This is a genomic window from Exiguobacterium sp. EF_C8 (genome assembly GCF_054956715.1).
Map to the genome: position 1 here is coordinate 2,323,899 of NZ_CM143264.1, position 14,678 is coordinate 2,338,576.

A 14,678-nucleotide genomic window follows, 5' to 3' on the forward strand; every position below is an offset into this window, starting at 1 on the left:
CTGCTTGTTTTTTTGGTTATTTCAATCAAAATTTTAATACTAAAAAAGCAGCACCTCCCTTTCTCGATTTCCGAAAAAGAGAGGTGCTACTTTTGAATCCATATTACCGGGAGGGATATGTGAATCCTTCCCCGATGACTTCTCGCACTTTATGAATGACGACGAAGGCGCGGGGATCCGCTGCTTCGACGATTTGTTTCAACGGTGCCAGTTGTCGTTTATCGACGATCATATACAACATGTCATTCTTTTGTTTCGTGAAATGACCATGACTGTGGATGACAGTTGCGCTACGTCCGAGCGTCTCCGTCAGAATCGTCGCGATTTCTTCTTGGCGATGGCTAATGATCGTGACCGCTTCGCGGACATTCAATCCTTCGCTGACGAGATCAATCAAATACGAACCGATGATAATCGCAATTAACGTGTACAGCATCGTCTCTTCTCCAAATAGAAAACCTGACGCACCGACAACGGCGACATCGATGATGAACATCGAGACTGCGATACTGAGATTCAAGTATTTATTCATCAGTCGAGCGATAATGACACCACCGCCCGTCGTTCCTCCCGCACGAATGACGAGTCCGATTCCGACACCAATCAAAATACCCGCATAGACCGTACCAATCAAACGGCTATCCGATGATGTCGCAAGGTTTGCTGTCGAAGAGAGGACAAACGATGTAACGGCGACTGAGATGACTGAGTAAAGCATCGTCTTCCGGCTAAGGAATCGATAACCGACAACGAACAGCAAAGCGTTCGCAAGTAAGGAGACAAGTCCCGTATCCCAACCGTAAAGATAGTAGAAAATGACCGTGATCCCAATCAATCCACCTTCTGAGAGATCATTTGGAATCGTAAAGTAGTTGATTCCAAAGGCGAGAATCGACGACCCGATGATAACCCAGAAGATGTCCTTCCAAGAGATCAATTGCATCGCCTCGAAAGCACGGCGTCTCGTTTCTGTCGTTGTTGATGTTTTTCGTACGTTCATATGCGTTCCTCCTTTTTTGATTAGGCGTGGCTCAATAAAAATTCCGTACTGAAACGATGTCAGTACGGAATGATCACACGGTAAGACCGGTTCTTTTAATTAAATACAATCCAGAGGATACCGACAACCAAAAAGGCGATCGAAACCCCGAACATGATTTTCGCTAAACGTTCTAACACGGATTCACCCCACTAACGCTGATCCGATGACGTAGGACATGCCGATCGATAAAGCGCATGAAATGATACCGACAGCAATGTTGCCATTCTCGATTTCACGGTCTACCGGCAAATTCGGTGTCAGGAATTCAAAGATCCAATATGTCGATATCAACAATAAGAAGCCAAAGGCACTTTCAAGAAATATCGACCCGACCCGTTCTTCCCCTTGAACAGCGAAATGAACGATATTGGCGAGTCCGATGATTTTTCCACCTGTTGCTAACGCAACGGCGATGTTGCCACTCTTGATATGTTCCCAGTTTTTATACCGGGTTGTCAACTCAAAAAGTGCAAGCCCCAAAATGATCAGTAATCCCGCGACCGAATAGAGCGCTGTCGTATAGACATAGACGTTCTCAAAAATGTTCATCTTGCTTTCCTCATTTCAGTTCGATGATCGTCACACCGTGTCCGCCTTCACCTTGACCACCTAACCGGTGACCTTTGACGTGACGATGACCTTTCAAGAATTCTTGGACACCTTGTCGCATCGCTCCCGTACCCAAGCCATGAATGACACGGATGTGGTCGTAGTTCGATAACAAGGCTTGGTCCATGAAGCGTTCGAGCTTCGACAACCCTTCTTCGACACGCACGCCACGTAAATCCAGTTCAGCCGAAGGTGTCGATTGTTTCGTCACACTCGTTCCACCAGAGCGCCCTTTCGTTTGTGGACGTTTTGGTGTACTGCCAACCTTCGCGAGATCTTCCGGTTTGACGTTCACCTTCATGATGCCGACTTGGACGGTATACTCGCCGTTCGCCTGTTGGTTGATAATGTAGCCTTTTTGATTGAAGGTCGTGACTTTAACTTCTTCGCCTTTATCGAATCGCGGCGTTTGGTCGTATTTTGCTTTTACTTTAGCTATCCGCTTCTCTTGCAGACTCGGCTTCGCGTCTTCGAGTCGCTTCCGCGCCTCGATCAGTTCATGCTCTTTGACGGCACCAGCGTCTCGTAATTCCTTCAGACGTTTGATGACGCCTTCTGCTTCTTTTTGAGCGCGTTCGACCGCACGTGTTGCTTTTTCTTCCGCTTTTGCCAGAATTTCGTTTTTCTCTTCCTGGATCTCAGCTTGTTCTTGCTCGAACTGCTCTCTCTCTTCGACAAGTCGTTTTTTCTCTTCTAACAACTGTGCCTCTAACGTTTCAGCCCGCTGTTTCGCTTCTTCTAATCGTTCGATCATCGTCTCGACAGACTGTGCGTCGCTACCGATCTGACCACGTGCCGCATCGATGATCCGGTCTTCGAGTCCAAGACGTTTTGAAATCTCGAACGCATTCGAGCGTCCAGGTACACCGATGAGTAAGCGATAGGTCGGACTTAGTGATTCGACATCGAATTCCATTGACGCATTGACGACCCCTTCTCGGTTATAGCCGTACGCTTTTAATTCTGAATAGTGCGTCGTCGCTGCCACACGTGCTCCGCGTCGCTTCACTTCATCAAGAATCGCGATTGCTAGGGCAGCCCCTTCTGTCGGATCCGTTCCCGCACCTAACTCATCGAACAGTACTAGACTCATAAAATCGATTTTTTCCATCATTGAGACGATGTTCGTCATGTGTGAACTAAACGTCGATAAGTTTTGTTCAATCGACTGTTCATCCCCGATATCGGCATAAATCGCATCAAAGACACTGAGCTCCGTCTCATCTGCAGCTGGCACGTATAGTCCCGATTGCACCATCAATTGCAAAAGACCGATCGTCTTTAAGGTAACTGTTTTACCGCCGGTGTTCGGACCGGTGATGACGAGTGACGTAAAATCCCCACCCAGTGATACGGTAATTGGTACGACTTCCTCTTTCGGGATGAACGGATGCCGTGCTTCCTTCAGAATGATATGGCGGTTTTCGTTCAAGCGTGGCTCGACCGCTCCAATCTGATGACCGTATAATGCTTTTGCCATGATGAAATCAAGTTCTGCTAGTACATCCAGATTGATGCGTAGCGAATCACCAACGCTACCGACAAGTGCCGATAGTTGTGCAAGAATTCGTTCGATTTCCGCCCGTTCTTTCAAACGCGCTTCTTGAATTTCGTTGTTCGCAGAGACGACAGCTTGCGGTTCGATGAACAACGTTGCTCCAGAAGCCGACTGATCGTGGACGATTCCGCCGAACGCTTGACGGTATTCTTGTTTGACCGGTACACAATAACGATCGTTTCGCATCGTCACGATGGCGTCAGACAGCATCTTCGCTTTACTACGTAAGACGTTATCGATTTTTGAACGAACTTGTCCTTCGAGCGAGCGTAACTGACTGCGTAACGCTCGTAATTTATCACTCGCTGAGTCTTGGACAGTCCCTTGATCGTCGATGGCATGGCGAATCCCCTGTTCGATCTCGACGAGCTTCGTGATTTGCTCGATTCGACTATCAAGGCGCGGTAATCGTAGATCCGCATGGTCTTCGTGTAGCCGTTCTTGGAACGCCTTCACTTGACGTCCCGAGTAGACGACGTCTGCGACGGCTAGAAGTTCACTCGTCGAGAGGACAGAGCCAATCTCTGCCCGTTTGACTTCACTTCGGACGTCCGTCAATCCACCGAACGGATAACGGTCACGCAACCGGTAGACCGTCGTTGCTTCCGTCGTGACAGCTAACAGTTCCTTGACCTGCTCGAAGTCTTCCGCCGGACGCATTGCCCGGACGAACTGTGCTCCGAGTGAACTAGCCGTGAAGGCGAGCATGTTTTCTTTTAACTTCTCATATTCTAAAACGCGTAATGCGTTGGCATTCATTTAATCCACTCCTAAACGTTTTCGACCGAAGAATTCGAGTGCTTCTTCAGCAGACCACGTATTGATGACATCAGACGCCTCCAAATAAGCTTTACGAGCATGGAGGACTCCAAGTTTCATATCTTCTAACATTTCTGGTCGGTGTGTATCCGTATTAATTAAAATCTTCACGCCGGCAGCCTTCGCTTTCGCAAGCGAACTTGCCGTTAAATCAAAACGTGCTGGATTCGCGTTCATCTCAAGCGCTGTTCCTGTCTCCGCTGCTAGTTCGATCAATCGATCGACATTGACGGCGTATCCTTCTCGTCTTCCAATGATTCGTCCCGTCGGATGAGCAATCAAGGAAACATAAGGATTACGACAAGCATTCTCGAGCCGCTGCATGATCTCTTCTTCCGTCTGATCGAACTTCGAGTGGATCGAGGCGATGACATAGTCCATTTCTTTTAAGAATTCATCTTCATAATCAAGTGATCCATCGGGCAAGATATCCATCTCGACACCACATAAAATTGTCATATCGGGATGTTTCTCGCGTGCCGCTTCGATTTCAATACGTTGTGCACGCAGACGTTCTTCCGTTAATCCATTGACGAATTTCATATATTTACTATGATCCGTGATCGCCATCCATGTATATCCGCGTGCAGCACAGGCATCGACTAGTTCTGCAACAGACAACGTACCATCTGACCATGTCGTATGCATATGCACATCGGCTTGAATATCTTGTTCCGTCAAGAGACGTGATAAATCTTGCTCGAATTCATGACGTCCCGCTCGTAATTCAGGCGCGATGAACGGTAAATCATATCGCGCAAACAATTCTTCTTCTGTGTTCGGTTGCACTAATCCTTGCTCGGTCTCGACACCATATTCAGAAATACTCTCTCCTCGCTCTTTTGCGAGTTGGCGCATCCGGACGTTGTGATCCTTCGAACCCGTAAAGTGATGTAATGTGGATGCATACGCCGCATCATCCACGATTCGAAAATCAACCGCGATATAATGAACGTCTCGTTTTAAGATGAGCGATACTTTCGTGCTGCCAGCTGCGATGACTTCATCGATGAGCGACAGTTCTAGAAGCTGCTCCTTGATTCGTTCCGGTTCATCCGTTGAGAGAATGAAATCAAGGTCCTTACACGTCTCTTCTGCTCGACGGAAACTTCCTCCAACTTCAAAACGAATGATTGCCTCAAACGATGCAAGTGTCTGATTCAATTCAGCGACGATCTTTCGCATGACACCGTATGGTAATCGCTCCGGTCGTGTTTCAAACGTTTCAAGTGCTTTAACGTACTTCTCGACCGTCTTCTTGCCGAATCCAGGCATCGCTTCGACTGTACCATCTGCTAATTTCTCTGCAAAGGAATCTGCATCAATGACGCCGACTTCATGCAGTTTAGCGAGCTTTTTTCCACCAAGACCCGGAATCTTCAATAAGGCGATCAATCCTTCTGGCACTTCTTGTTCGAGTTCTGTCAGTGCCGTGCTCGTTCCCGTTTCCCGATATTCCTCTAGAACAGCAGCCGTTCCTTTCCCGATCCCCTTCATCGTCGTGAAATCCTCGATCGCCATGAAGTCAGCATCGGATGCTTCGAGAATACTTGCTGCTTTCCGAAAAGCATTAATCTTAAATGGATTTTCCCCTTTGACCTCTAGGTAGACCGATATCCGTTCCAAATGACGCATCGCATCTTGAATCGTACGCATGTGCAGTTCTCCCCTCAAAAAAAGCTCCCAATCGTGGGAGCCTGTTTATTTTATCAATCCAACTTGATCCATCAGCCAGTTCGCAAGAAGCGGGGTGTGCTGGATAATGAAGCTTGCTAAACTCGAGTCCGCGATCGCATCCTGTATCGATTGGATTGGAACGAATGCCGCTAAGAACAAGAGCAGGAAGATGAAGATGTACATCTCGATGAAACCAAAGACGCCACCTAATAACCCTTTGACTTGTTTTAGAATCGGGACATTCGTCAACGAATCAAACATCGACAATAAGATCGATAAGATGATTTTTGTACCGAAGAACAGGACGACGAACCAAAAGGCTTTGTAGAACACCTCATCGAGTCGTGCTGAACTTGGAATCGCGAACATCGTCAAATCGATTCCCGCATCATCCAGTGTAGACGGATATGGTACCCACAATCGGAATTTCGTAGCCAGTTCCTCATAGAACGACAGTGCAACGATGAAGGAAATGATCAGGCTGAGCAAATGACCGGCCTGCAACACAACTCCCCTTCGGACCCCTGTCATGACACCTAAGGCGAGAAGTAATAAGATAACGAGAGAAATCATAGTTTATAGTTCACCCAAATTCTTTTTAATTTTTACATAATCACTACCAATATTAAGCGCCGCTAGGACGGCGATTTGACGAACGTCGAGTTGTGGTGCTTGTTCTCGGATTTCTCGAATCTTCGTATCTACGAGGAGACCCACTTCGCGTACGTGTTCTGGCGACTCCGTTCCGACAATCGTATAATCATTGCCTGCGATATGAATCGTCGTCCGGTTCAACCCTTCTGAATCAGCCATTTTTCTGTCCTCCTCATACTTTGCTTCTTTCATATAGTACCATCATTTTCGTTTTAGGAAAAGAAGTCCCCCATCGGTCTTAAGGATGGTATGCTTAATCCCGGAAAGGGAGGTTAGCCTATGGGAACGACCGTTTTACGCTTATCTAAAGAAAAACAGGACTTAGTCATACAGAACTTCAAACAGAACGAGACGAAGTCTCCTCCGTATGCCCGTTTTGCTGCTAAGATTCCTGGTTGTGTCATCACGATTTATAATTCTGGAAAAGTGATGTTTCAAGGACCGCAAGCCGAAGCTATCGCTACACGTTTCGGTACGGCTTCGCCGACTAAGTCGAAAGAACCACTTGTTTCAACGTTACCGAATGGTTTTTCGGAATGGTCCGTCGTTGGTAGTGACGAAGTCGGGAAAGGCGATTTCTTTGGTCCACTCGTCGTCGCCGCTTCCTTTGTTGATCGAAAGCAGATCGCACTTCTTCACGAACTCGGTGTCCGAGACTCCAAACATTTGAACGATATCGAGATTCGTCGAATTGCTCGCGATCTCCATGCTGTCATTCCGTACACATATCGTATTCTACATAATCCAGAATACAATCAGATGCAACGGTCGATGACTCAAGGAAAGATGACTGCCCTGATGCATAATGATGTAATCGAGCGGCTTCTTGACCAACTGGAGACGAAACCAGAAGCGATTTTAATTGATCAGTTCGCCGAAAAAAGTGTCTATTATAAACACCTATCTGGTGTCGTGAATCCTGTTCGAGAAAATGTCTACTTCTCGACTAAAGCGGAACAACTTCATGTTGCCGTCGCTGCTTCATCCATCATCGCTCGTGCGATTTTTCTTAAGGAAATGGACAAGTTAAGTGAGTCAACAGGTGTCGTCATTCCTAAAGGTGCTGGCGCCAAGGTTGACCAAGTCGCAGCTTCACTGATTTTACGTTATGGCTCTGACAAACTGCGTGACTGGACGAAAGCTCATTTTGCGAATACAAAAAAGGCACAACAATTAGCTACGAAACGAAACCGACCATGACCCTTGCGGAATGGTCGGTTTTTAAATGACGGATTCTCCTTTAGACAGCCGTTCTAGTTCCGCAAGCAGTATATGTTTTTCATTAAATGGAATCGTTTTAGTTCCGATTCGTTCCACCTCATCATGCCCTTTTCCGACAATGACGACGCGTTGCCCTCGATGTGCGAGATGCGCGGCTTGTACGAGTGCTTCATGACGAGACGTGTGACACCCAATTAACCGCTCTTTCGGAACATCAACAATTAACTCATCGATGATCTGATTCGGAGCCTCTGATCTCGCATCATGAACAGTTGCTATGATATGTTCGCAATATTTACTTGCGATTCGTCCCATCTCCGCTCGTTTTGATCGGTCACGCTCTCCAGCTGCACTCAAGACAATCGATAGCGACTCGCCTATATAAGTAAGTGCCTGTAAACATTTTTCTAGACCATCTGGGGTATGCGCATAATCGAGATAGATTTCGCAAGAAGTCCATTCCAGTCGTTCAAGTCGTCCTTTCGGTAACTCCAGTTCTGGAATATGACGAATCAGTGCATACAGATTGGCATTGCCTGCCCGCAATAATCCCATTGCTGCCGCTAAATTCGCCGCATTGAATTCACCAAGTAAAGCTGTCGGTACACGTGTCGTCGTCTCATCGATCCGGACATTGATGGTGTCGGTCAGCCATTCGACTGCGATTTGTGACGTCCGGTGTGGTTGCGTCGTATACCAAATAACTGGTTGCAAAGGTGCGGCATCTCGCATGACACGACTCCAACCGTCTTCTCGATTTAAGACGATGGTCTGTCCGTTTGACGCAGCAACTTGTTGAAATAACAAAGCTTTCGTCTTGGCGTACTCTTCCATCGAATGATGATAATCAAGATGATCATGCGATAAATTCGTAAAGGCTGCCGAATGGAAGGAAACTCCCTCGACTCTCCCTTCAGCGAGCGCATGAGAAGACACTTCAATAATACAATCCGTCACGCCTTGTTCAACCATCTCGAACAATAATCGATGCAGAATGATCGCTTCGGGCGTCGTATTTGGCGTCTCGATGAATTCTTCATCGATCCGTGCACCGACCGTGCTGATCATGCCGGCTTTCACACCAGTCGCCCGAAAGAGATCGTACGCTAATTTCGTTGTCGTCGTTTTTCCGTTCGTTCCTGTTACACCATAAACACGCATTTTTTGACTCGGTTGGTTATAAAAGCGATTCGCGACTTGACCCGCAAGTCGTTTTGTATCCGATACGATGATGATAGGAACTGGACAGTTGGGAAACGGCCGTTCAGCCAAAATTGCCACAGCTCCATTTTTGATTGCTTGATTGATATAATCGTGACCATCAACGGTGTAACCGTTGATACAAATAAACAGTCCATTCGGTTTGATTTGACGTGAATCGGTGGCGATATTCGTGATCAATGGATTGATTGCTTCATTTATAGGAATTGGCAATAATTCAGTCAGAAGCTTCGCTAGTCGATTCATGATGTACTCTTCCTTTCTTCTCTCTATGTCCAAATAGTACAGTCAACTTATCGTAAGAGTAAGCACTCGATGTTTTAAGTTGAACAAATACCCTTTTACGGAACATACCCCGTTCGAGCATTGCTTAATCTTTTTCATTTAAGAACCTCATTCCTGTTAATACATGCAAGAAGTTTTTTCATCTTGCACCTCTCACCCAGCTTTGATACACTCTTAAGGTTAACTAGTTAACTAAAGGAGAAATAAAAATGCTTTATACCCAAGAAGATGTCCTCGGACAATTATCCAAAGTATCACGTCTCGTCAAACGAGAAGTTGATGCTACCTTAGCTCCATATTCCTTACATACGGGTCAATGGGCGCTATTGAAAGCAGTTGCGTTATTACAACCTGTTTCACAAGTTCAATTGGCACATTATTTGATCATCGAAAAACCAGCTGTGACAAAAACCGTTTCACGTCTTGAGACACTCGGATTCATCACTCGAACGAAAGAAGGACGAACACACTTCGTCTCGTTGACACCTTTAGCCATCGAACGGTTCGACCAAATCGACGCTGCTGTCCAAGAGACACATCAACGATTACTTGCCACCTTCCCCCTTACCGATCAGCAACAACTCGGTGAATGGATGACACACTTACTCACTCTACATCGACAGGAGGAATCCTCATGACCACTCGATTATTTTCACGTCATTACGTCATGACGTTGGTCATCAATCTATTGCTCTTCATCACGTTTTACCTACTCAATGCCTCACTGCCTTTACTGGCTGCTAAGCAGTTTCCAGTCTCTGCTTCAGCACTCGGATGGATTGTGACTAGCTTCATCCTGGCAACGGTCTGTTCTCGTCCATTGATTGGTCACTGGTTGGATCGTTACGATTTGAAGCGCGTCTTGATGATCTCTGCGACTCTCTTTACAATGATGAGCATTTGTTACCTGCTCGTCCTACCACTGGAATCATTCTTCTATTTGATCATCATCCGTATCATTCATGGTTTTAGTTTTGGGATGTTGTCTTCTTCAATCAGTCTCGCTGTCACGACATTGATCCCAAAAACACGTCAAGGCGAAGGTATGGGATATTTTGTACTATCGATGAACTTGGCATCCGTTCTTGGTCCTGTCATCGGTCTAACCTTTATTCAAGAAAAAGCCTTTGCTCTTTATTTCGTCACGGTTGCTGCCCTAGCCATCATCGCCTTATTGTTAATGATGCGTTTGCCACTAACAAGCCAACATATTCCAAGCACATCCGCATTTCGTTTAAGCCAGTCTCTCTTTTTATCGCGTCCACTTTTGTTAGTAGCGACCCTTTTGGCAGGCGTTGCAATTTCTAGTACTTCAGCGTTCATTTCACTGTATACGGACTCGATCGGACATGTGGCATATGCTTCTTATTTTTATGCGTTAGTTGCTCTTGGAATGGTCGGGATTCGACCAATTGCCGGAAAACTGTTCGACCAGCGGGGTGCCGCATTCGTGTTATTGCCATCGTTTGTTCTTTATATGATTGGCTTTGTCATTCTCGGCATGTATCCTTCTTTTGCCGGTTTATTGACTGCTGCCGTCATCATTGGTGTCGGTTCGGCGTCTATCTTCCCGGGTCTTCAAACCGTTCTCTTGAATTTCGCACCTCCCGCACAGAAAGGGAAAGCCATCTCGACCTTTTTCCTTGCTTACGACACGGGCTTCGGAATCGGTGCCTTGATTCTCGCCACAGTCGCAAGCGGTATCGGCTATTCGAATATGTTCTTATCCTGTAGTCTAATCGTTCTCGTAAGTGGTCTACTGTACTTTATCTTTACGAAACGACAAGCTACATCATCTGAAGCAGAAGAACTAGCTTCTTAAATCTATCTCGTCAAACGAAAACAGCCACCTTCCTCTAAGAGGAAAGCGGCTGTTTTTTTCATTCTGATTATGCACGAAGTTCCGCATTGAAAGTTTCTTTCACTGCATCAACGACTCGCTGTTGCGCTGTCGTAATCTCTTCGTCGACGAGCGTCCGTTCTTTGTTTTGGTAACGAAGAGAGAAGGCGAACGATTTTTTATGTTCTCCAACGTTCTCTCCCGTATAGACATCGAATAATTCGATTGCCTGTAGAAGTGGACCGGCCGCCTCCGTCATGACATCGACGATTGATTGTGCCGTCACTGATCGCTCAACGACGATTGCTAAGTCACGTGTCATCGATGGGAAACGTGAGATTTCCGAGTAGACCTGTTCTTCCTTCGAACGCAATGCCATTGCCTCTAACTCGAAGACGTACACTTCTTTTAGACCATACTGTTCTTTTGACAGACCAGGATGCACTTGACCGACGAATCCGATTGCTTCTCCATCAAGCAGAATACGTGCCGTCCGCCCTGGGTGCATCGATGGAATGCTCGCTGCCTCAAACGTCAACGTGATACCGACTGCAGAAGCGAGTGTCTCGACGATTCCTTTCATGACGAAGAAATCTGTTTTAACAAGTGTGCCATGAGCACGGTGTTGTTCTGATACACCAACTGCGACGCCACCAATCATTTCTTGTTCGATTGGAAGTGTCTCAAGTGAAGCATCTCGTTGTAGATAAACACTACCGAGTTCATAGAATGCGACATCTGCATGCTGTCGAGCGACGTTATGTTGTGCGACTTCAAGGAGTCCCGGAATGAGTGATGTCCGCAATGTCGAACGTGCTTCACTGATTGGCATCGCCAGTTTGACTGGATGCAGATCTTCCCGTTCATTGAATTGCATCGCGCGTTGCTCGCTCGTCAATGAATACGTGATCGCTTGTGAGAGACCCGCTCCCTGCAATGTCCGACGTAAATGACGACGATGGATGTTCCGTTTCGGTAAGAAACCACGGCTCGCTTCAGACGGTAAGCTTGAAGTCAGTGCATCATATCCATAGAGACGTGCGACCTCTTCCGCTAAATCAGCCGGAATTTTCAAATCTTGGCGGCGAGTCGGTACGCTGACAGTCAAGGCATCCCCCGATAATTCAACACCGAGACCAAGACGTTCGAGTAACGTTTGCATGACCGTTCCTTCAATTTCCATACCAAGACGATGATTGATGTACGAGACACTCGCTTCAATCAAATGATCGTCAAGCTCGAGCGTTCCGGCTTGAGCGACACCGGCTTGAACCGTTCCACCCGAAAGTTCAGCAATCAAAGCTGCAGCACGATCGAGTGCTAACAAGACACGACGTGGGTCGACACCTTTTTCAAAACGCGCACTCGAGTCAGAACGGAGTCCAAGAACACGGCTCGTCTTCCGGACAGAAATCGGTGCGAAATAAGCAGACTCTAAAATGATCGATGTCGTATTTCCGTCCACTTCGGTATTTGCTCCACCCATGACTCCAGCAAGCGCGACCGGGCGTTCACCGTCTGTGATGACGAGCATCGAAGAATCAAGTGTCCGCTCGACTTCGTCGAGCGTCGTGAATGACTCCCCTGCACGTGCTTGACGCACGACGATTTGTTTCCCGAGTTTTTCGGCATCAAATGAATGAAGCGGCTGACCTGTTTCAAGTAAAACGAAGTTCGTGACGTCGACGACGTTGTTGATCGGACGAATGCCGTTCGCGATCAAGCGGTTTTTTAACCAAGTCGGTGATTCTTGAATCGTCACCCCTTGGATTTCTCGTGCCGCGTAGAACGAGCAGTCTTCTGAATCAAGCGTCACTTCTACTGTCGTCGCTGGCTCTGCTTCTTTGACTTCAACGACCGGGAAAGTCGGTGTCGTGTCATAAAGCGCGGCCACTTCGTGTGCGACACCATACATGCTGAGACAGTCCGAACGGTTCGGTGTTAAGCCAAGTTCGAGGATTTCGTCGCGAAGACCGAGTAATTCCAAGACGTCTTGTCCTGGTGTGACTGGTTCACGGAACGTATGGATCCCGTCCTGCTCATCTTCTCGGATATATTTTTTTTCGAATCCGAGTTCTTCGAGTGAACAGATCATCCCTTCCGAGACGACACCGCGCAATTTGGCACGTTTAATTTTAATCCCTGGCAAGCGAGCTCCGACACGCGCGACGATGACATCTTGTCCTGCTTCGACGTTCGGTGCACCACAAACGATTTGAACTGGTTCGTCTTGTCCGATGTCAACTGTCGTAACGTTTAATTTATCTGCTTCTGGATGTTTTTCTTTCGTTAACACACGTCCGACGACGATGTTGTTTAACGCTTCATCCCGGACATCGACGCCTTCGACTTCGATTCCACTCTTAGTAATCAAATCAGCCAGGTCTTGTCCTGATGTATGACTGACATCCACATATTCGTTCAACCATTGTTTTGAGACTAACATCTGCGTTCCCCCTTAAAACTGTTCGCTGAAGCGAACGTCATTCGTATAGAAGTGGCGAATATCATCGACACCGTATTTCAACATGGCAATCCGTTCGATGCCCATTCCGAATGCAAAACCTGACATTTTCGTGCTATCATATTCGGCCATTTCGAGAACGTGAGGATGAACCATTCCAGCACCTAGAATTTCAATCCAACCCGTCTGTTTACAGATGTTGCATCCTTTACCGCCACATTTGAAACACGAAACGTCGACTTCGACGGACGGCTCCGTGAACGGGAAGAAACTTGGACGTAAGCGGACTTCACGTGCTTCACCGAACATCTGCTTCGCGAAGGCTTCAAGCGTTCCTTTTAAGTCTGCCATCGAAATCGATTCTCCGACGACTAGTCCTTCGACTTGCATGAATTGATGCGAGTGCGTCGCATCATCTTCGTCTCGACGATAGACTTTACCTGGGCAAAGAATGCGGATCGGTTCACCTTTAGAAGCGAGCATCGTCCGTGCTTGGACCGGCGACGTATGCGTTCGCATCAAGATTTCTTCCGTGATGTAGAATGAATCTTGCATATCACGTGCTGGGTGATCCTTCGGCAGATTCAACATCTCGAAGTTGAAAAGATCTTGCTCGACTTCTGGACCTTCCGCAATCGTATAACCGAGTCCGACGAAGATGTCTTCGATCTCATCTGACACCTGTTGCAAGAGGTGCGCATGACCGACCTTTTTCGGACGTCCTGGTAATGTGACGTCAATCGCTTCCGCTGCCAGTTTCGCATCCATCTCCTGCTGTTTAACAGCTGTCAGACGTTGTTCGAGTTGCTCTTGGATCGCTTGACGAACCGTATTCGCGATCTCACCGACGACTGGTCGTTCTTCCGCTGATAACTTTCCCATTCCTCGTAATACTTCCGTAATTGGTCCCTTTTTCCCGAGATACTTGACTCGAACGTCATTGAGATCTTTTTGTGTTGTTGCCTGATCGACTAATGTCAACGCTTCATCGCGTAACGCTTCTAATTGCTCGCGCATCTTTCCCACTCCTTTAGTTGAAGATATAAAAAAACGTCCCTCCGGCAAATGCCGAAGGGACGATGTAAACACCGTGGTACCACCCTTGTTTGACTTTTCAATCGAAAAGTCCTCCAATTGCGCGATAACGGGCGCATCCCGTCACGATCTCTCGTGCGACTCCGGAGTGAATTCGGTTAGCAGATTCACGAAGCAGTTTTCAGTCTACGACCGCTTCTCCCTGATTGAATCGTTCCCTAACGTACTCTGTTCCATCAACGTCCATGATGTA

At 47.1% G+C, this 14,678-nt stretch carries 12 protein-coding genes; 3 read left to right on the forward strand and 9 right to left on the reverse strand.

The features are described from left to right. Positions 1 to 103: 103 nt before the first annotated feature. From ACY2IG_RS12420 to zapA, 6 genes are all read right to left on the reverse strand, one after another. Positions 104 to 1,000, reverse strand: coding sequence for a YitT family protein (locus tag ACY2IG_RS12420; protein ID WP_035406360.1), 897 nt, complete (start codon positions 998 to 1,000; stop codon positions 104 to 106). A gap of 183 nt (positions 1,001 to 1,183) precedes the next feature. After that, the gene (locus ACY2IG_RS12425; RefSeq protein WP_023469001.1) at positions 1,184 to 1,591 is read right to left on the reverse strand and encodes a DUF350 domain-containing protein; all 408 of its coding nucleotides are present in this window, start codon (positions 1,589 to 1,591) and stop codon (positions 1,184 to 1,186) included. 10 nt (positions 1,592 to 1,601) lie between these two features. After that, positions 1,602 to 3,968, reverse strand: coding sequence for an endonuclease MutS2 (locus ACY2IG_RS12430; protein WP_035406355.1), 2,367 nt, complete (start codon positions 3,966 to 3,968; stop codon positions 1,602 to 1,604). Further along, on the reverse strand, positions 3,969 to 5,684 hold the full coding sequence (gene polX, locus ACY2IG_RS12435; RefSeq protein ID WP_462617980.1) for a DNA polymerase/3'-5' exonuclease PolX: 1,716 nt from the start codon (positions 5,682 to 5,684) through the stop codon (positions 3,969 to 3,971). It lies immediately after the preceding gene. 45 nt (positions 5,685 to 5,729) lie between these two features. Next, the gene (locus ACY2IG_RS12440) at positions 5,730 to 6,278 is read right to left on the reverse strand and encodes a CvpA family protein (protein ID WP_035406349.1); all 549 of its coding nucleotides are present in this window, start codon (positions 6,276 to 6,278) and stop codon (positions 5,730 to 5,732) included. A 3-nt stretch (positions 6,279 to 6,281) separates the two neighbouring features. Further along, a complete protein-coding gene (gene zapA, locus ACY2IG_RS12445) occupies positions 6,282 to 6,518 on the reverse strand; it encodes a cell division protein ZapA (protein WP_029342308.1) in 237 nt (78 codons plus the stop codon). Positions 6,519 to 6,638: 120 nt separating this feature from the next. On the opposite strand from zapA, the gene rnhC reads away from it, so the two are divergent. Then, positions 6,639 to 7,559 carry a ribonuclease HIII gene (gene rnhC, locus ACY2IG_RS12450; protein WP_290772105.1) on the forward strand — a complete coding sequence of 307 codons (921 nt, stop codon included), beginning with the start codon at positions 6,639 to 6,641 and terminating at the stop codon, positions 7,557 to 7,559. A gap of 21 nt (positions 7,560 to 7,580) precedes the next feature. Here the strand turns inward: rnhC and ACY2IG_RS12455 are convergent, their stop codons facing one another. After that, the gene (locus ACY2IG_RS12455; protein WP_462617981.1) at positions 7,581 to 9,047 is read right to left on the reverse strand and encodes a UDP-N-acetylmuramoyl-L-alanyl-D-glutamate--2,6-diaminopimelate ligase; all 1,467 of its coding nucleotides are present in this window, start codon (positions 9,045 to 9,047) and stop codon (positions 7,581 to 7,583) included. A gap of 248 nt (positions 9,048 to 9,295) precedes the next feature. Between ACY2IG_RS12455 and ACY2IG_RS12460 the strand changes: the two genes are divergently transcribed. Next, positions 9,296 to 9,724: a MarR family winged helix-turn-helix transcriptional regulator gene (locus ACY2IG_RS12460; RefSeq protein WP_035406341.1), complete on the forward strand. Its 429-nt coding sequence runs from the start codon at positions 9,296 to 9,298 to the stop codon at positions 9,722 to 9,724. Further along, a complete protein-coding gene (locus tag ACY2IG_RS12465; protein ID WP_035406338.1) occupies positions 9,721 to 10,908 on the forward strand; it encodes an MFS transporter in 1,188 nt (395 codons plus the stop codon). Before ACY2IG_RS12460 ends, ACY2IG_RS12465 begins: the two co-directional genes overlap by 4 nt. 67 nt (positions 10,909 to 10,975) lie before the next feature. On the opposite strand, the gene pheT is transcribed toward ACY2IG_RS12465, so the two are convergent. Next, the gene (gene pheT, locus ACY2IG_RS12470) at positions 10,976 to 13,372 is read right to left on the reverse strand and encodes a phenylalanine--tRNA ligase subunit beta (RefSeq protein ID WP_462617982.1); all 2,397 of its coding nucleotides are present in this window, start codon (positions 13,370 to 13,372) and stop codon (positions 10,976 to 10,978) included. A gap of 12 nt (positions 13,373 to 13,384) precedes the next feature. Further along, positions 13,385 to 14,407, reverse strand: coding sequence for a phenylalanine--tRNA ligase subunit alpha (gene pheS / locus ACY2IG_RS12475; RefSeq protein ID WP_056062640.1), 1,023 nt, complete (start codon positions 14,405 to 14,407; stop codon positions 13,385 to 13,387). Positions 14,408 to 14,678 lie beyond the last annotated feature (271 nt).

Bases quoted from the DNA above. Each gene is read 5' to 3' on its own strand.
- ACY2IG_RS12420 (WP_035406360.1), bottom strand. From the start codon at position 1,000: ATGAACGTACGAAAAACATCAACAACGACAGAAACGAGACGCCGTGCT.
- ACY2IG_RS12425 (WP_023469001.1), bottom strand. From the start codon at position 1,591: ATGAACATTTTTGAGAACGTCTATGTCTATACGACAGCGCTCTATTCG.
- ACY2IG_RS12430 (WP_035406355.1), bottom strand. From the start codon at position 3,968: ATGAATGCCAACGCATTACGCGTTTTAGAATATGAGAAGTTAAAAGAA.
- polX (WP_462617980.1), bottom strand. From the start codon at position 5,684: ATGCGTACGATTCAAGATGCGATGCGTCATTTGGAACGGATATCGGTC.
- ACY2IG_RS12440 (WP_035406349.1), bottom strand. From the start codon at position 6,278: ATGATTTCTCTCGTTATCTTATTACTTCTCGCCTTAGGTGTCATGACA.
- zapA (WP_029342308.1), bottom strand. From the start codon at position 6,518: ATGGCTGATTCAGAAGGGTTGAACCGGACGACGATTCATATCGCAGGC.
- rnhC (WP_290772105.1), top strand. From the start codon at position 6,639: ATGGGAACGACCGTTTTACGCTTATCTAAAGAAAAACAGGACTTAGTC.
- ACY2IG_RS12455 (WP_462617981.1), bottom strand. From the start codon at position 9,047: ATGAATCGACTAGCGAAGCTTCTGACTGAATTATTGCCAATTCCTATA.
- ACY2IG_RS12460 (WP_035406341.1), top strand. From the start codon at position 9,296: ATGCTTTATACCCAAGAAGATGTCCTCGGACAATTATCCAAAGTATCA.
- ACY2IG_RS12465 (WP_035406338.1), top strand. From the start codon at position 9,721: ATGACCACTCGATTATTTTCACGTCATTACGTCATGACGTTGGTCATC.
- pheT (WP_462617982.1), bottom strand. From the start codon at position 13,372: ATGTTAGTCTCAAAACAATGGTTGAACGAATATGTGGATGTCAGTCAT.
- pheS (WP_056062640.1), bottom strand. From the start codon at position 14,407: ATGCGCGAGCAATTAGAAGCGTTACGCGATGAAGCGTTGACATTAGTC.